This is a genomic window from Enterococcus casseliflavus (assembly GCF_029215545.1).
GTDB classification, from domain to species: domain Bacteria; phylum Bacillota; class Bacilli; order Lactobacillales; family Enterococcaceae; genus Enterococcus_D; species Enterococcus_D casseliflavus.
The window spans coordinates 733854-750969 of sequence record NZ_CP119393.1 but is presented as its reverse complement, the minus strand read 5'-3'; the positions used below and the strand labels follow the sequence as shown (position 1 = coordinate 750969).

At 44.3% G+C, this 17116-nt stretch carries 20 protein-coding genes; 6 read left to right on the top strand and 14 right to left on the bottom strand.

Features of this window, described 5'->3' with window-relative positions; all coding sequences use genetic code 11:
- Nucleotides 1-15: 15 nt before the first annotated feature.
- The 5 genes from P0G38_RS03580 to P0G38_RS03560 all read right to left on the bottom strand — a co-directional run bounded on the left by P0G38_RS03580 (nucleotide 16) and on the right by P0G38_RS03560 (nucleotide 3567).
- Entirely contained in the window at nucleotides 16-531 is a 516-nt protein-coding gene (locus P0G38_RS03580) for a GNAT family N-acetyltransferase (RefSeq protein WP_275854049.1), read from the bottom strand.
- A gap of 16 nt (nucleotides 532-547) precedes the next feature.
- Nucleotides 548-1072, bottom strand: a complete 525-nt coding sequence (locus tag P0G38_RS03575) for a GNAT family N-acetyltransferase (RefSeq protein ID WP_010749888.1) — start codon at nucleotides 1070-1072, stop codon at nucleotides 548-550.
- Entirely contained in the window at nucleotides 1065-1538 is a 474-nt protein-coding gene (tsaE, locus tag P0G38_RS03570; protein ID WP_034858989.1) for a tRNA (adenosine(37)-N6)-threonylcarbamoyltransferase complex ATPase subunit type 1 TsaE, read from the bottom strand. Before tsaE ends, P0G38_RS03575 begins: the two co-directional genes overlap by 8 nt.
- Before the next feature lie 214 nt (nucleotides 1539-1752).
- Nucleotides 1753-2736 (bottom strand): phosphate acetyltransferase, encoded by a 984-nt coding sequence (pta, locus tag P0G38_RS03565; protein WP_005228517.1) that lies wholly within the window; start codon nucleotides 2734-2736, stop codon nucleotides 1753-1755.
- Between the two features lie 141 nt (nucleotides 2737-2877).
- A complete protein-coding gene (locus P0G38_RS03560; RefSeq protein ID WP_060791407.1) occupies nucleotides 2878-3567 on the bottom strand; it encodes a uracil-DNA glycosylase in 690 nt (229 codons plus the stop codon).
- A gap of 132 nt (nucleotides 3568-3699) precedes the next feature.
- Here P0G38_RS03560 and P0G38_RS03555 point away from each other — a divergent pair, with 132 nt between their 5' ends.
- Both P0G38_RS03555 and P0G38_RS03550 read left to right on the top strand, forming a co-directional pair.
- Nucleotides 3700-4569 (top strand): Cof-type HAD-IIB family hydrolase, encoded by an 870-nt coding sequence (locus P0G38_RS03555; RefSeq protein WP_010749892.1) that lies wholly within the window; start codon nucleotides 3700-3702, stop codon nucleotides 4567-4569.
- Between the two features lie 39 nt (nucleotides 4570-4608).
- Nucleotides 4609-5130 (top strand): LURP-one-related/scramblase family protein, encoded by a 522-nt coding sequence (locus tag P0G38_RS03550; RefSeq protein WP_005228514.1) that lies wholly within the window; start codon nucleotides 4609-4611, stop codon nucleotides 5128-5130.
- 4 nt (nucleotides 5131-5134) lie between these two features.
- Here P0G38_RS03550 and P0G38_RS03545 read toward each other — a convergent pair whose 3' ends face one another.
- Nucleotides 5135-5701, bottom strand: coding sequence for a GNAT family N-acetyltransferase (locus tag P0G38_RS03545; RefSeq protein WP_005228513.1), 567 nt, complete (start codon nucleotides 5699-5701; stop codon nucleotides 5135-5137).
- A 93-nt stretch (nucleotides 5702-5794) separates the two neighbouring features.
- Nucleotides 5795-6172: an SMU1112c/YaeR family gloxylase I-like metalloprotein gene (gene gloA2 / locus P0G38_RS03540; protein WP_275854048.1), complete on the bottom strand. Its 378-nt coding sequence runs from the start codon at nucleotides 6170-6172 to the stop codon at nucleotides 5795-5797.
- Between the two features lie 136 nt (nucleotides 6173-6308).
- On the opposite strand from gloA2, the gene nrdI reads away from it, so the two are divergent.
- Together nrdI and P0G38_RS03530 are read left to right on the top strand one after the other, a co-directional pair.
- Complete coding sequence (gene nrdI / locus P0G38_RS03535) at nucleotides 6309-6758, top strand: class Ib ribonucleoside-diphosphate reductase assembly flavoprotein NrdI (RefSeq protein WP_081116096.1); 450 nt, start codon at nucleotides 6309-6311, stop codon at nucleotides 6756-6758.
- 41 nt (nucleotides 6759-6799) lie between these two features.
- A complete protein-coding gene (locus tag P0G38_RS03530) occupies nucleotides 6800-8449 on the top strand; it encodes a MutS-related protein (protein ID WP_275854047.1) in 1650 nt (549 codons plus the stop codon).
- 67 nt (nucleotides 8450-8516) lie between these two features.
- Here P0G38_RS03530 and P0G38_RS03525 read toward each other — a convergent pair whose 3' ends face one another.
- The 5 genes from P0G38_RS03525 to P0G38_RS03505 all read right to left on the bottom strand — a co-directional run bounded on the left by P0G38_RS03525 (nucleotide 8517) and on the right by P0G38_RS03505 (nucleotide 14354).
- Nucleotides 8517-10337 carry an LTA synthase family protein gene (locus P0G38_RS03525; protein WP_275854046.1) on the bottom strand — a complete coding sequence of 607 codons (1821 nt, stop codon included), beginning with the start codon at nucleotides 10335-10337 and terminating at the stop codon, nucleotides 8517-8519.
- A gap of 192 nt (nucleotides 10338-10529) precedes the next feature.
- Nucleotides 10530-11354 (bottom strand): ammonia-dependent NAD(+) synthetase, encoded by an 825-nt coding sequence (gene nadE, locus P0G38_RS03520; RefSeq protein WP_010749896.1) that lies wholly within the window; start codon nucleotides 11352-11354, stop codon nucleotides 10530-10532.
- Between the two features lie 62 nt (nucleotides 11355-11416).
- The gene (locus tag P0G38_RS03515) at nucleotides 11417-12883 is read right to left on the bottom strand and encodes a nicotinate phosphoribosyltransferase (protein ID WP_005228507.1); all 1467 of its coding nucleotides are present in this window, start codon (nucleotides 12881-12883) and stop codon (nucleotides 11417-11419) included.
- Nucleotides 12884-13132: 249 nt separating this feature from the next.
- A complete protein-coding gene (locus P0G38_RS03510; RefSeq protein WP_010749898.1) occupies nucleotides 13133-13486 on the bottom strand; it encodes a DUF1827 family protein in 354 nt (117 codons plus the stop codon).
- The gene (locus P0G38_RS03505; protein WP_142973331.1) at nucleotides 13473-14354 is read right to left on the bottom strand and encodes an HAD-IIB family hydrolase; all 882 of its coding nucleotides are present in this window, start codon (nucleotides 14352-14354) and stop codon (nucleotides 13473-13475) included. The genes P0G38_RS03510 and P0G38_RS03505 overlap by 14 nt, the downstream gene beginning before the upstream one ends.
- Nucleotides 14355-14468: 114 nt before the next feature.
- On the opposite strand from P0G38_RS03505, the gene P0G38_RS03500 reads away from it, so the two are divergent.
- Nucleotides 14469-15242, top strand: coding sequence for a MerR family transcriptional regulator (locus P0G38_RS03500; RefSeq protein ID WP_275854045.1), 774 nt, complete (start codon nucleotides 14469-14471; stop codon nucleotides 15240-15242).
- Nucleotides 15243-15302: 60 nt separating this feature from the next.
- Here the strand turns inward: P0G38_RS03500 and P0G38_RS03495 are convergent, their stop codons facing one another.
- Both P0G38_RS03495 and P0G38_RS03490 read right to left on the bottom strand, forming a co-directional pair.
- Nucleotides 15303-16220 carry a LacI family DNA-binding transcriptional regulator gene (locus tag P0G38_RS03495; RefSeq protein WP_010749901.1) on the bottom strand — a complete coding sequence of 306 codons (918 nt, stop codon included), beginning with the start codon at nucleotides 16218-16220 and terminating at the stop codon, nucleotides 15303-15305.
- Between the two features lie 13 nt (nucleotides 16221-16233).
- Nucleotides 16234-16497, bottom strand: coding sequence for a hypothetical protein (locus P0G38_RS03490; protein ID WP_005228502.1), 264 nt, complete (start codon nucleotides 16495-16497; stop codon nucleotides 16234-16236).
- Between the two features lie 194 nt (nucleotides 16498-16691).
- Here P0G38_RS03490 and P0G38_RS03485 point away from each other — a divergent pair, with 194 nt between their 5' ends.
- Complete coding sequence (locus P0G38_RS03485; RefSeq protein ID WP_005234115.1) at nucleotides 16692-16940, top strand: helix-turn-helix domain-containing protein; 249 nt, start codon at nucleotides 16692-16694, stop codon at nucleotides 16938-16940.
- Nucleotides 16941-17116: the final 176 nt, after the last annotated feature.

Genomic DNA, 17116 nt, shown 5'->3' with positions numbered 1-17116 from the left:
AAGGAAGGATTCATTTTAAGTCAGATCGATCCAATAATGACAGATTATAGCGCCATCTTCAGGATCAATGACTTTTTCTGTCAATTTACCACCGTTGTTTTCAATGACTTTGGCGGAGGCGCGATTGGCTTCTTCACAGGTTACTAACACTTTGTTCAAGCCAAATTGTTTGGCCTTTACCAATGACTGTGCCAACATTGCCGAGCCGATGCCTTGCTTTCGATGGTCTGGGTGCACTGAATACCCGATGTGTCCGCCAATTTGGCGCAAATACGCATTAAGTGTCAGACGCAGATTCAAGAGACCGACCACTTTTTGATCTTGGATAGCCAGATAGGTACGGGCGGGAACGAATCCTTCTGGTACCGTTTCTGCTGTTTTAAAATCAGCCAATCCCTCTAGCCAGTCTTTGGCTGTCGGACTTTCTACAAGTCCTGCCCCACCATGGATGACTTCTTGATTCTTCTCGAAGGCTTGCCGATACGCTTCGATTTGATCGCAGTCTGCGATCGTCGGTTCCCGAAACTCCATTTCCTTCACTCCTTTTTTATGATTCAAAAAGACGTGCCATCATCAAGACGTCAACTTTTTGCCCCTCGCGGGTTTGCACCGCTTCTTTCATACAGCCTTCTGTTAAAAAACCAAATTTTTGATACAGATGGATCGCCCGTAAATTTCTCGCTTGAACGGTCAACTCGATGCGGGTCAATTCGCCAACTTCTACTACCCAGTCCAGTAATTCTTCAATCAGGAGCGAACCTAAGCCTAAGCCCCAATAGTCTTTTAAAATCGAGATACCGATCTCCCCGACATGGGCTAATTGCCACTCTTCATGGCCTTTGACTGATGCCATGGCGATCAATTGTTCTTGATCAAATGCCAACAACAGCAAATAGTCGTCCCGTTCATAGATAGCGTCCAGCTGTTCTGCCAATAAGGCTTCTGGCAACGCCAAGCCGCTTTCGTCCATCAAAAGAAAATCCGTTTCTTCTCCTAGCTGTTGACTGACTGCTAACACAGCTTTGGCATCAGCACCCGTGGCTTCTTTGATCTGTAATTGGATCTCACTCATGGGCTGCCTGCCATTTTGTTGTGATCCGTTGCAAAAAGGCGGTTGCTTTGGTGCCATATGCATGACATTTCACAAGACGTTTTTGTTCATCTGTATCATCTTTTTCCAAAATCAGTTCTAAATAATCCTCTGGCAGGGAGGCTTCTAAGAGATTGCCCCACTCGATCACACACAAGCCATCCCCTTCGAAATAATCATCCAGTCCTAAATCATCTGCACCATATTCCACCCGATAGACATCCATATGATACAGCGGTAGCCGCCCATTGGTATATTCACGAATGATCGTATAGGTCGGACTTTTGATCAGTTGCTCGATCCCTAGCCCCAAGGCGATGCCTTTCGTCAATGTTGTTTTGCCAGCACCTAAATCGCCCGTCAACACCAGGTTATCCCCTGGCTCGGCTGCCTCTCCAATGATTTTTGCAAATGCTGCGGTTGCTTCTAAGTCGTTAATGGTAAACATAGTCCCCATCCTTTGATCAATCTAATTTACTAGTTGCTAGTATAGCTTGTTTTTCAAGGAATTGTAAAGAAGGAGCTTAGGAAAAATTCCCCGACGATCACTGGATCGTTGCTTTTGCGCACACTTCCTCCTTTGCTGCCCTCAACTTTCCAAAAACAAAACAAAAAACTGACCCTCAAGGGATCAGTTTTTCATAGGTGCAGCGATTGGCTGCTTATTTTTCCATTAGTGTTTGTGCCGCAGTAATGATTGATAATTTGTAGACATCTTCTTCATTTGAACCACGAGACAAATCAGAGATTGGTTTGTTCAATCCTTGTAAGATTGGTCCAATCGCTTCAAAGTTACCGAAACGTTGGGCGATCTTGTAACCAATGTTTCCTGATTGTAAATCTGGGAAAACAAAGACGGTTGCTTTACCTGCTACTTCAGATTCAGGAGCTTTCAATTGCGCAACTGCTGAGATATACGCAGCATCGAATTGCAATTCTCCATCGATTTGGTATTCTGGTGCCAATTCTTTGGCGATTTTTGTTGCTTCGACGACTTTATCTACTTCTGGTGCTTTCGCAGACCCTTTCGTTGAGAAGCTTAACATAGCAACTTTTGGATCGATTTCAAATAATTCAGCGGTTTTCGCTGAGTCAACAGCGATTTCTGCCAATTCTTGTGCAGTTGGGTTTACATTGATGGCACAGTCTGAGAACAAGTATTTTTCTTGGTCACGACCACGAACCATTAAGAAAGCACCACTTGTACGGCTCACACCTGGTTTTGTTTTGATGATTTGTAAAGCGGGTCTTACTGTATCACCCGTAGAATGGATCGCTCCTGAAACCATTCCTTCAGTAATGCCCATGTAAGTCAACATTGTTCCGAAATAGTTGACATCTTTTAAGATTTCTTCTGCTTGTTCTTTGGTTGCTTTGCCGTTGCGGCGTTCCACAAAAGCTTCAACCATTTCATCCCAACGATCATAATTTTCAGGATCTAAAATTTCAAAGTTTGATACGTTGATTCCGCGAGCTTCCGCTGCTTTTTCGATTTCAACCGGGTTACCGATCAAAACAGGTTCAATCAATTCTTCTGAACGTAAACGGCTAGCAGCACCTAGGATACGAGGATCTGTTGCTTCAGGAAAAACGATTTTGATATGACGACGCACGATTTTAAATTTTAAACTTTCGAATAATTCCACGGGTAAAGACCTCCAGTTTTTTTATACCCTTCCATTGTACAATAATTGCGAAAAAAAGAACAGATAAAAATCCTGTATTAGTCGATTATTTTAAATATCGTTACCTTTTTCACAAGTTTACTCATTCTAAATAACACAGTTTTACAACTGTGTTATTTTTTCTGGCAACGCCCAGGAAATCGGTTCTTCCCCTAACGCCAGCAATGCTTGATTGATCTTAGAAAAAGGCTTCGAACCAAAGAATCCTCGATGCGCTGATAACGGACTTGGATGAGGCGCTGTTATAATAATATGTTTGCTGGTATCTAGCAAAGCGGCTTTCTTTTGGGCGGGTTTGCCCCAAAGCACAAAAATGACCGGTTCTTCTCGTTGATTCAATTTTTCGATGATCGTATCAGTCAGCTGCTCCCAGCCATGCCCGTGATGTGAATAGGCTTGCCCTTCACGTACTGTCAACACGGTATTCAACAATAAGACCCCTTGTTGCGCCCAAGGCACGAGATAACCGTGGGACACAGGTGGAATCCCTAAGTCATCGGCTAATTCCTTGTAAATATTGCGTAAGGAAGGCGGTATTTTGACCCCCGGCTGCACGGAAAACGACAGTCCGTGGGCTTGGTGAGGGCCATGATAAGGATCTTGACCTAAGATGACAACTTTTACGTCATGGTATGGCGTCAGTTTAAGTGCTTCATAAATATGATCCATCGCTGGATGGATCTTTTGCTGGGCATATTCTTGTTTCAAGAAAGCCCGTAGTTGTTGGTAATAGGGTTGCTCAAATGATTCTTGCAATTGTTCTTGCCAATCATTGTCCAATAGTCGTTTCATGGCGAATCTCCTTTGTTTTCTTCTAGGATAACAAATCCCGCCCATTAGAAACAAGAATTACTCTTCGAAAGAAAAAAAATGCGCGATTTATGGTACACTATTTGTAGAAACGATTAAGAAAGGACGCTGACAATGATCAAATTAATTGCTTCTGATATGGATGGTACGCTTTTAAATGCTAGTATGCAGATTTCAGAAGAAAATATCCAAGCAATCAAATATGCCCAATCCAAAGGAATCGAATTTATGGTCGCAACTGGCCGTAACCGCAAAGAGGCTTTGCCGCCGCTGCAAGAAGCCGGGATCGACTGTGCAATGATCACCTTGAATGGTGCCCAAGTCTACGACGAAGCGGGTAATTCATTATTTACTGTGCCGATCAGCCATGAACAAACTCGTTCGTTGATCGACCTACTAAAAGAAAACGACATCTATTTTGAGATCTCCACGAGCAACGGGATCTATTCGGAAAGCCAAACACGTCGGATCGAAAATTTTGCGATCCACACGGCAGAAGCAATGCCCCATTTAACCCATAAGATGGCGATTGCTATGACAGCAGCCCGTTTGGAATTTTTACCGATCAATTATGTCGATGATTTCAGTGAGTTGTTTTCGATCGAAGAATTAGAATTTTTGAAAGTGATCTGCTTCCATCAAGATGGTGCGCGGGTATTGGGTCCTATCACGAAAATCATCGATGGGTACGGCGATCTAGTGGTGACTTCTTCTGGACAAAACAATATTGAGATCAACCACCGAAACGCGCAAAAAGGAATCGCAGTGGCGCATGTCGCTAAGGATCGGATGATCTCACTGGAGGAAGTGATGACGATCGGTGACAACTTAAATGATGTAAGTATGCTGCAACTGGCAGGCGTTAGTTTTGCAATGGGAAATGGCGAGTTAGAGGTAAAAGAAGCCGCGAAGTATTTGACGGACACCAATATTGAGTCTGGTGTCGGCAAAGCGATCGTTCGGGCAATTGATGAAAATCTTTAAATCACGCAGCTTTTTGGGGATACATGAGGAGGCGTAAGTATGTCAGAATTTTTCATCCAAGACAGACAACTTAGCAGAGTCACACGCACCATTGTCAAAGATGAAACAGGCAAATCACTGTTTTTAATGGTGGGCCGTTGGGGAACTAAGGGCGATGCTCTTTCCCTTTACCGCTTGAATGGGCAAATGGTTGCTAGTATCAAACAAATCAGTTTTACTTTTGGTACGCGCTTTGAGATCTACAAAGACTTTGAGAAAGTCGGTACACTGCAGAAAATCTTTAACTGGCCGGGTGATTTCTACTATATCCAGCAGCTTCACTGGGCGGTCCACGGCGATATCTACAATCATCGCTATGGGATCCATCATTTCAATAAAAAGATCATGGAAATGGATAAGGCGACCTTATTGACGGGGGATTATTATGTACTGGATGTCGTTGATGATCGGGATGCACCGGTCTGCATCTGTATCGCTGCCGTCATGGATTACTGGCTGTACAATCGGCACCGCAAGAAAGACCATCCTCTTGAGCTTCGACTAACAAATGGAACCAGCTGAAAAATCAGCTGGTTCTTTTTTGCATATGGTCGTATAGGTGGCCACTGATCTCTCTTTGGGCCACGACTTCAAAGCCATGCTTTTCATAGAGCCGCTTCGCATGGGGATTTGCTCGGTCAACACTCAAGCCGATCACCTCATAGCCATCTCTAGAAGCAATTTTCGGCAACGCTTCTAATAAGGCTGAGCCGACACCTTTGCCGCGAAATTTCTCAGCCACACAGATGGTATCTAAGTACCATTCATTTGGTAAGGTTTCTTCATCGATAAACAGCTTCATGTCTTTACTCAAACCGTACTGTTCCAGCACTTTATCTAGAGGCTGATCGATCGTCGCCTCTTCTTTGTCTGGGTATCCAAAGGCAACCCCAGCAACCTCCCCGTCGATCTCATTGACCAACGCACGGCGAAAGCCGTAACGATAGTCGGGTTCTAGCATGGCATCTGCCAAGATCTCTAAGGTCTTTGCTTCACCGATCTCTTTGACAAACGGCAATTCCATATCCTTTAAAATGACTAAAACGAGTTCAGCCATGACAAAGCGATCTTCTTTTTTTGCAAATCTTATCACGTTTTCTCCTCCTTACTTCTATACATAGAATAACAATTCTCTCAAGAAAAACCAAGTTGAATCGACAAAGGATCCACACAAAGTTTTCCTTATTTATTCATGCAATTCCAACGGCAAGCCGTCTGGATCTTGGAAAAAGGTCATTTTCTTATTCGTAAAGGTATCGAAACGAATCGGTTCACACGCAATTCCTTTGGCGGCTAACTTTGCCACGACTGCTTCAATATTTTCCACCGCAAATGCCAAATGCCGCAAGCCAGCTGCTTCGGGAAAGCTTGGTCTTGCTGGTGGTTTTTCCACCACAAACAGTTCTATTTCTGATTCCCCAAAGCGCAGGTCGATTTTTACATCTTTCTTTTCTGGGCGCGCATGTTCACGAATCACTTCAAAGCCTAATTTCTCTACATAAAATTCTTTGGTCTGCTGGTAATCACTGGCGATGATCGCCACATGATGCATTTTTGAAAACATTATTGCCACTCCTTTGTATTGGACTCCTCTCTCAGTTTAAAGCCTTTGGCTGCATTTTACTAGAAAAGACTGCCGAAGTTCTCCTCTTTTCATAAATGGTTTCTGTTATACTAGAAAGCGGAAGGTGATGAAAAAAATGAAACTACTTTATATTTCAATCTCTGGAAATACCCGTGCATTCGTCAACCGCTTGTTGGCCTATGCGGATCAGCAAGACACTCCGAGTACTTGGGAAGCCAAAGAAATTCATGACAACAGTGTGTTTGAACAAGAAGACGAACCTTATGTGGTTTTTGTCCCTACCTATTTAGAAGGTGGAAATGGCGTCGATAACGGCGATCAGGAGATTCTCACAGAAACCATGCGGGAATACATTGACTATGAAAACAACGCAGCTCTTTGCTTAGGCGTGATCGGCAGTGGCAACAAAAACTTCAATTATCAATATTGCTTGACCGCAATGCAATATGCGGAGCAATTTTCGATCCCGTTCTTAGCGGATTTCGAGCTGCGAGGCACGACCCAAGATATTGAACGGATCTATGCTTGTTTGAAAGAAATCGATCCTGCCCACAGCAACACTTAGCTTTAGCCAGCATTCATTAGCCATTAGGAGGACTTTTGCATATGGAACCACAAACGATGGTCATTTTGATCATACTCGCCAGCATTCTCATCTTGACCGCACTAGATATCTGGAATCGATACAAAGTACGCCGTTACGTTCGGCTTGCTTGGGGAAAGCTTCCCCGTCAGCCCCGCTTTGATAAAGAAGCGAGTTTGAAAAAGGCTTGGCTGACTGAGAAGAAGTTTCACGATTTTGATAGCGAGGTCGATGACATCACTTGGTATGACTTGGATGGCTTTTCGTTGTTTGAGTACATTAATCTGACGTTTTCCAGTGTTGGTTCAGAAGCATTGTACCAGCAATTACGCAATTTTCGCTTCAAAACGGACAAACAGCTGACCAAATTGATCGACTTTTTTGCTGCTGACAGTGCCGCACGCGAACAATCCCAATATACGTTTGCTCGTTTAGGAAAACAAGATGATAATTTTTCGAAAGCCTACTTGGCCAATGAAGCGGCGCAATCGATCGGTTCTCTGCCTTTCTTTGTCTTTTTAGGTGTGCTGCCGTTAGTCGGCATCTTGCTGCTCCTGCTGGGGTTTGTTCAAGGCATCCTGTTGACGTTGGTTAGTGTCGTTTTCAATACGATCTATTACTCCATCAAAAAAGCCAAGCTGGAAACAGAACTGAACAGCATGCGCTATTTGGTTCAAACGATTGCCTGTGGCAGTCAGATCGCTAAAATCAACACGCCCCTCCAAGATGAGATCAAACAATCCTTGGCACCATTAAAAAAGATCACTCGTTTCGCCTTTTCGTTTCGTGCCAAAAACGGCAGCGAAGGAGACATGTTGTTTGAATACATCAATATCATTTTTATGCTACCGTTTATTTCCTATCAAACGGTCACCACTACCCTAGCAAAGCACCAACAAGCAGCCATCGATCTGTGGAATTTGCTGGGGAAATTGGAAGTCGCAGCCGCCATTTTAAATTTTCGCACGTATATGCCCATCACTTGCCTACCGACCTTCCAAACAAGCGGAGGTGTACAAGCAACGGGTACGTATCACCCGCTTCTAAGTGAAGCAGTCATGAATGATGTTTCTTGGAACCACAATACCCTCGTGACTGGCTCCAATGCCTCGGGCAAATCGACGTATGTCAAAAGCATCGCCATCAACTGCATCTTGGCACAAACGATCCAGACAGCAGTTGCCGAAACCTTTACGATGGTTCCCGGTCACGTCATTACCTCGATGGCTGTCGAAGATGATTTATTTGAAGGCGACAGCTATTTCGTCGCGGAAATCAAATCCATCAAACGCCTGCTAGACACCGTTGCCACGAACCAGCGCTGCTATTGTTTTGTTGATGAGATTTTAAAAGGAACCAATACGGTGGAACGGATCGCTGCTTCTGCCAGCATCATCCATTGGCTGCGAGCCTACCCATCATTGGCATTTGTCGCCACTCATGATATTGAGCTGACTGAAATTTTGAAAAATGATTGCCGCAACATTCATTTTTCTGAACAAGTCACGGAAGATGACGGCATCTCCTTTGATTACAAGGTCAAATCCGGTCCTGCCTTGAGCCGCAATGCAATCGCCCTCTTAAAAGTCATGGGCTACCCTGAAACGATCGTTCAAGACGCCTATGCCGCCGCCAATGATTTTGATCAAAACCGTAAATGGCAGGATTTATAACTTCATACAAACAAAAGCGCCTTATCCTGTGACTAACACTGGGATAAGGCGCTATTTTACGTTTCATTTAGTCAAACAAACCAGTCGCTAAACTGTATTGCTCTCCTTGTAACACATCGTATTGGATCAAATTGTAGGCATCATAGATTTCTTGGGCTTCTTGATCCAACGCAAGGGTCGTCTGCCATTGTCCGCCTTGATAATATTGCCCCATCTCAAAAGCCGGCAGCTCATCTTGCAAGGCTAATAACAACTGGTAAAACCCGCTGGTTGGTTGATCACTGGCTTCTAATAGGTTCGGCGCAAAGTAAAAGGGACTTGTTACAGGTACATCTTCTGGCGCAAAATTCCCTTGCGAATCAACCATCAAAAACTCGGTTTCATGCAGGGCAGCCGTTTCATTTTGCTCCTTGATCTCATCGGCATAAATGCCTGGTAAATGATCCCCCCAAAAGACGACCAGCGTTCGCCGATCCAGCTGTTCTAATTCAGCCACAAAGTTTTTCAACGCTGTACTGCTATAAGAGATATCCTGTAGGTAGTTTTCCAAAGAAGCCATATTGCCCGGACCGCTCGCTTGGTAATTCAACGTATCGTATTTGCCAGCATAGGGCATATGGGTCTGCATCGTCACTAAATGGACAAATTGCGGTTGCTGATCGTTTTCCAACAATGCCAGCACTTCTTTGTAGGCCGCCTCATCAGAAATATAAGGATTATTTTCGATTTTGTCGGTATAGGTCATCGTCTCTTGATCGATAAACCGTTCAAACCCCATCACGCCATAGACATCCTTGCGTTTGTACATCGATGTATCGTAAGGATGGATCGCCGTTGCCGTATACCCGGACTGTTCCAAGAAAGAAACCAAGGATGGCAGTTGCGTCAATTTCGGCACCAGCATCGTGTAAGGCGTTGTCATCTGTGGATTCAATAGGCCCATGGCAAAACCAGTCAACGCTTCAAACTCGATGTTTGCCGTACCGCCCCCATAATTTTGCGAAAGCATTTTTCCACTGATGGTTTGATCGGCGACGTGGTAATAGTCTTTCAACGGATCGCCGGTGATCGACAAGCCATTTAAATGGCTCGGGTCGGAAAAGCTCTCGCTCATTACATAGACGATATTTGGTGCTTCACTTTCACGGTCTTGATTTTTCTCCGCAGCCTGTGCATTGTAGGTGTCCGCAATCGCTTGGATCGCTTCTTTTGAATACCCCTCAGGCTTTGTCATGGCATCTACCCGCAGGTTGTACAAAAACCCACCGATGAATCCCGTATTGTAGTAGTTCATTTTTTGTGAATACGGAATCCAGAGCGCCGTCTGATTGTAGGCTTTGCGTAAAAGGTTGTTGCTGTCATTGAAGTGAGAAACATAGACTAAGCCCAGCGAGCATACGACCAGCACCGCTCCTCGCATCACTTGCAAACGCAGGTTTAATTTGCGGCTGCGATAGATACTCCAGCCGATCGCCCCGATCGCCGCCAGAGCGAAGAGGATGGCTACGAAAAAGGCGCTATTGCCGATCATGGTTCGTAGAAGGTCGAATTGAGTGACCATCTTTAAATCATCAGGATAGATTGGTTCTTGGCGATAGACCATCTTTGTGTGGTTGGCGTACCCTAAGATTCCGATTACGACACTATAAAAGACGCCTCCGATCAGTACCGAACCTGCCAAGCTGGCAAACACCCCATACACCAGCAGTAGCACCCCACAAGCCAAGAAAAACTTTGCTGTATGCCACGAAAAGGCAAATTTCAGAGCTAATTCAACGGAAAGATTGTTTTGACACCATTGCAAATATAAATTACTGAAAATGATCAACAGGACGATGGCGATGCCTTTTAATGCGATCTTCAGATAAGGATGGCTATTTATTTTCACGAAGGAACATTCCTCCTTTTCTACACGTTCTAGGTACCCTCGTATTTTATGCTTTCGAGGCAAGAAAGTAAAGCCGAGGTAAGAAGCTTTTGTTATTTTTAAAGAAAGCAAGCCTCATAAAAAAAGAGTCTAAGGTTTCTTGCCCCCTAGACTCTTCTTTCTATCCGAATGGAACTCAATCATTGGTTTCGTTTATTTCCAAAAATCATCAAAAATCGTGACTGGCAAGTGGCGTTTATGTTGCGTTTTGTTCCACCAGTTTTCAATGGTTTGTTGGGCTTCAGCCGAAATTTCCTTGCCTTCTAAATAGTCATCGATGTCGTTGTAGGTCACTCCTAAAGCTGCTTCATCTGCCACTAAAGGTTTGCCATCTTCCAAGTCCGCAGTTGGGACTTTTGTATACAACGCTTCTGGCGCGCCTAAGTATTGCAAGAGTTGACGGCCTTGGCGTTTATTCAAACGAAACAGTGGTAAAATATCGGCTCCGCCATCCCCATACTTCGTAAAGAAGCCGGTGATGTTTTCCGCAGCATGATCTGTTCCCAGAACAGCCCCTGCTTTTTCACCCGCAATAGCATATTGCGTGATCATCCGTTGACGGGCTTTGATATTGCCTTTGTTAAAGTCGGAAACCGCTAACCCTGCTTCTTCCACCGCTTGTACTTGCGCATCGACGGCGGCTTTGATGTTTACTCGCAGCTCAATGTCTGGTTGGATAAACGCTAGCGCTTTTTTGGCATCTTCTTCGTCTGCTTGTTCCCCATAAGGTAAGCGTACCCCTATGAACTGATAGTTGGGATTCCCAGTTTCGCTGCGCATTTCCTCCATCGTCAATTGCGCAAGCCGTCCAGCTAACGTCGAATCTTGTCCACCACTGATCCCCAAGACAAACGTATGCAAGAACGGATTCTTTTGCAGATACGCCTTTAAAAAATCAATACTCTTACGAACTTCTTCTTTCGGGTCGATGGTCGGTAAGACTCCTAATTCTTTGATAATTTCTTGTTGCATGGTCATAGAAACGCCTCCTCTTATTTTTTGAAGCAGCTGACTGATCCTAGGACCAGCGCAGTTGCGGATTACAAAATCGCGCCATTGGTTTGTTTGCGTACTTTTTCAATCGTGCGCATTTTATGATCCCAGCATTCTTGCGAAAGATCGACTGGGTATTTCTGTGGATTCAAGTCACGTTTGTACTCGTCCCAAAGGGAATCCAAGCAATTCGTCGCATAGGCTTTGATGTGTTCTAAGTCAGGCACTTGATACACTTGCTGGCCATCTACAAAGATGTCTTGCAATAATGGTCGCGCATCAAAGTTCGTCACTGTTTTGTTGATAAAGGTATGAACAGGATGGAACATGAACAGTTCGTCTTCTGCTTGTGGATTTTCTTCCCATAGCGTGACATAATCGCCTTCTGACTTGCCGTCAGATTTACGGGTGATCCGCCAAACTTGTTTTTTCCCAGGGGTCGAAACCTTTTCAGCATTGCTGGATAATTTGATGGTGTCGATCATTTCTCCCTGCTCATTTTCGATGGCCACCAGTTTATAAACCGCGCCTAATGCCGGTTGATCGTAAGCGGTGATCAGTTTGGTGCCGACACCCCACACATCGATTTTCGCCTTTTGCATTTTCAAGCTTAGAATCGTATTTTCGTCTAGATCATTGGAAGCATAGACTTTGGCTTCCGTGAATCCCGCTTCATCCAGCTGTTCACGGACTTTTTTCGAGATATACGCCATATCGCCGCTGTCGATTCGCACACCTAAGAAATTGATCTTATCCCCCATCTCTTTGGCCACACGAATCGCATTTGGCACACCTAAGCGCAATGTATCATAGGTATCGACTAAGAATACGCAATCTTTGTGGGTTTGGGCATACGCCATAAATGCATCATAGTCATTGCCGTAGGATTGCACGAGGGAATGGGCGTGGGTTCCGCTGGCTGGGATGCCAAAAATCTTCCCTGCCCGCACATTACTCGTCGCATCTGCTCCGCCAATATAAGCCGCTCGGGTCCCCCAAATGGCTGCATCCAATTCTTGTGCCCGCCGTGAACCAAATTCCAACAAGGGATCCGTGCCGATCACGGATTTGATGCGGGCAGCTTTCGTGGCGATCAGTGTTTGGAAATTGACCATATTCAGTAACGCCGTTTCGATCAACTGTGCTTGTGCCAACGGCCCTTCTACTTGAATGATCGGTTCATTGTTGAAGACTAAATCGCCTTCTAACGCAGAACGAACGGTACAAGCAAACTTGAACTCCTTTAGATACTCTAAAAAGGCTTCTGGGTAGCCGCCAATTTCTCGCAAGTAGGCAATATCCGTTTCTGAAAAGGATAAATCGTTCAAATAGTCGATCAATCGTTCCAGACCGGCAAAGATCGCATAGCCGTTTTCAAAAGGCATGTCACGGAAATAGCATTCAAACACCGCATTACGATCGGCTCTGCCTAACTCCCAATAGGTTTGCATCATGTTGATTTGGTAGAGATCGGTGTGCAGCGTCAAGCTGTCATCTTTAAATAATTTCTGCATGTTCTTACTCCCTCTAGCTTACTTCTTCTCATTATAGCAAAAAAAACACAAAAGACAGAAAATCTTGTTTTTTTCAAAAAAAAGTTGGGTTTTTGCTCGTACAAGGCAATCCATCTGAGAACAAATTGCTCAAAAGCATGGGTCAGCCTCCTACTTATTGGCGCATCATTCCTGCGCGCGTATAAGGTCGCCCTTTTGTTCAACGTTTGATTGCTCTTGCAACGTGCATGTCCCAACTTCTTTCAACTACTATTCTTTCACAGGCAATTGAACAAGAATGACATCTTTCCTCGGTTTAGAAAAGGTGATGCCTCTTGCTTCCATTTCTTTACGAATATTAACATTGACGGTCACGTCTTTGCGATCGACCTTCAGCAAACGATGAATCGCTGTGTCAACTTCTTCCCGACTGATTTTCTTTTTATTGTTGATCAATACTAAAGAAATCGTATCAAAACTATCCACATAGAGAATCTGCGTCCGATCAAGCGAGTACAATTTATAGTATTTGATCGCTATTTTGTCGAATAGATACTTGGAGATGTTCGGGTAAAAAGTTTCCATATTTAGATTTTGGTTTACTGGGGTTTCAATCAACTTCATGCACAACATCCTCTCTCGAAACTAATTCTGTTAAAATAAAGCGGCCAACACCGCCGTCTTCCGCGCGCTCAATGGTTCGATCACAAACTGCTTTGATCGCTGGGCTGGCATTTGCTACAGCCAAAGAAACATCCACCGCTTCAAACATCGCAAGGTCATTTTCACCATCACCGATCCCGTAGCTTTTGGCAGCGGGAAAAGCTTCTAAAAAGGAACGGATCGCGGCACCTTTGGTCGCCAATGGATCAACGATCTCCAGTGTTTGGACAAAGGATTGAAAAATCGCAGCCGTTTCTGATTGGATCATCGCCCGCAGTCGTTCTCTTTTTTCGTCTGACGCTTCCATCAGTTCGATTTTGATGACCTTTATCTCTGGATGTTCCTTCATAAACTGCAGCACGTCGTCTTTATGAAGACATTCGTTGTAAAAGAACTCATATTTGTAGTCAGCGATGATTTGTCCTCGCTCCCCTAACTCCGCGAGTAACTGCTTGCGGCTTTCTTGAAATTGCGCTTCATACAAATGCGCTTGTGGGGAAATGATGCCATGGTCAGTATGTAAGAAATAAAAAACCTCTTCTGTTTCTAAGATACCAATCACTTGCGCCAATGTCTTATAGGGCAAGGTATGCGTCAAAACAGGCGCTTCTCCTTTTAACATCAGACCAGCGCCGTTTCCAAAAATCACATCGCAGGAAAGGCCTTCTTCCGCCATCATATCTTGAACAAGCTCAAATCCTCGCCCTGTGACAAACACAAAGTGATCCCCTTGGGCTTGCAAACAACGGATGGCTTCTTTATTGATCTCATGAATCGGGTGCCCCATTTCTTGGAACGTCCCATCAATATCAGAAAAAACTATTTGCATCTTATCTTCCTTTCTTTGTTATAATTATAGCACATTTTAAAAAACGCAAAAAAATTTTCTTGACTTTGTCGTTACGTCAACCTTTAGGATACAGGTGTAAGGAGGGAAAAGCCGATGGAATATACGATCAGTGCCTTAGCTAAACTGTCAGGAGTCAGCAGCCGTACCCTGCGGTATTATGATCAGATCAAGTTGTTACAACCGCAACGCACCAACTCAGCTGGTTACCGTATCTACGGGAGACAGGAAGTCGATCGCCTACAGCAGATTTTATATTTTAAGTCTTTTGGGCTGTCATTAGAAACAATCCGCGGAATCTTGGATGAGCCACAGGAATCGATCCAAACGGTCTTGTTGCAGCATTACCAACAGCTTTTACAAGAGCGAGCAGCCCTGGACAGTCTTTTGACCACCTTAGCGCAAACAATTGATTATTATGAAGGAGAAAAGACGATGACCGATCAAGAGAAATTCCGTTATTTTAAGGAAAAAAAAATTCGTGAAAACGAAGCGAACTACGGTGCCGAATTACGAGAAGCCTACGGTGAGGAAATCATCGAACAAAGCAACCAAAAGTGGCAGCAGATGACCCAAGTCGATTATCAAGCACTGACCGACAACGAAAACCGCTTGTTGCAGCTGATAAAAGAGCTATTGAATGAAAAGGAAGGGAAACGAATCCCTTCTGACAAAGCCGAAAAGGCTTTTGCTGCGCATCAAGCATGGCTTAAACAAGCAGCGCCCTTTTACTCAGCAGAATATCACCGATCTTTAGGGGAAATGTACGTTCAAGACGAGCGTTTTACCTCCTATTACGATCAAAAAGCAGGCGTCGGCAGCGCGCAGCTGTTGAAACAGATCATTGACCATTACACCAAATCCCATTAAAAAAACGATGCGCAAGCACTGCCCGCTCAGGGGCCTGTTTGCGCATCGTTTCGTCTGTAGCTATCGTTTGATGAACTCATAGGGCATGCGATAGTTGCCGCTTTTTTCCATTACCGCCAATTGGACGGCAGTCTCCCCGCAAGCTTGCAAGTGATGATCGATCGTTGAAAGCTGCAGCAGCTCGCTGATGTATAAATTGTCCCGTCCAATCACGAGCCATTCTCCCGGCGCCTGCGACTGGATCCCAGCAGCAACATGATCCCCATTGGTGAAAATCGCTTCGACTCCTTTATCTGCAAAATAAGCAGCCGCTTCTTTGCCATCTTCTTCCGTCAAGCAATCCCAAAAAATCAAGTCTTCGGAAAAGGTCGAAAAATAGTCATGAGCCAAACGGACCGTGATTTTTGAATTGCTGCTGAGCTTGCGGCTACGTCCCAATGTCACGCCGATTTTCTGGATGCCTTGTTCCTTAAAATACGTGAAGACCTCCTTGATCGATTCCTCTCGATCGATATAGGTGCAGCCGTCAGTCAAATACGAGATATTTTCACAAAAGACGATGCGTCCGTAAGAACGATAAGGCAATAAGGTTTCGATCGGATTCGCCCGCGAGGTAATGATCAAAGCATCAAAGCTTTTCGCCGCAAATTCTTGCAAATACGCTTCCTCTACTTGCGGATCATAGTTTGTGGCTAAAAGCGTCACCTTATAGCCCCGAGCAAACGCTGCTGTCGTGATGCCGCTCAATAATCGATCAAAATAGGGATGATTGACAAACGGCAGGATCACGCCGATATTTTTGGTTTTGCCGACACTTAATGCCCGCGCCGTGTAATTCGGAATATAGTTGACCTCTTCCATGACAGCCAGGATCTTACGACGCTTTTCTTCACTGACATAAGGATTGTTATTAATGACCCGTGAAACCGTTGAGACCGAATAGCCGGTCAAGCGTGCAATATCCCGAATGTTTGCCATGACTCACTGCTCCTTAAACGAATAATTGTTCTTTCATATAGTCTATCACACTTAACCCACATGTATAAAATTCATAGTAATCGTTGTGATGGATAAATCCGATGCGCTGAGACCCGAAGTGTTCATCACACGTCAAGTGACTGATCTCATCCACAGGAATTTCTACTAACCGTTCTTGAAAGAACCCTTTTGGCTTCGTCAATACCAGTTGTTGTCCATCAAATGCCAACGTCACATAACAACATTCCGCACCATTTTTCTTCATGTATGTATTCATGTTTCCATCCCGCCTTCCTTTTTATAAATCAAGCATACTGTATGAAACGCGTCTCAGAGCAAGTCATTTGTTTCACTTTTTGACAAAAACCGATCGCCCTTCATGTGAATCACTTCGCATATTTTGCTTTTGTTGGTACAATAAAAAGAGAACAGTGCGAAAAAAAAGCGCTATTTTTTAAGGAGGACCGCAAAGTGACATTAGAAGAAGCTTTTTTATTAGACACCTTGCGTTGCCGCTTCAAATTTTTAAGAGAAGAACGCGGATTGAGCCCAAAAGAAGTATGCCAGCATCTCGATGTGTCTTACCCCGATTACACCTTATACGAAGCAGGCGATCGCTTACCCGATGTATTGACGCTGCTACACGCAGCTTCCCTCTATAATGTTTCTGTCGATTACTTATTAGGACAGACAGAACGACCAGAACGGTATTTATGCTAACAATCGACTTTATCGAAAAAACGATCAAATGATCGTTTTTTCTTTTGCCTCTTTCTCACTTTTCATCGATTAGCAACAATTGTTATCTAATCAAATGAAAAAAATCAAATCATGCGGTTCTTCTTGAAAAAAAATGATAGAATAAACCATCATACATAGAAGGAGTTCAAACAAAC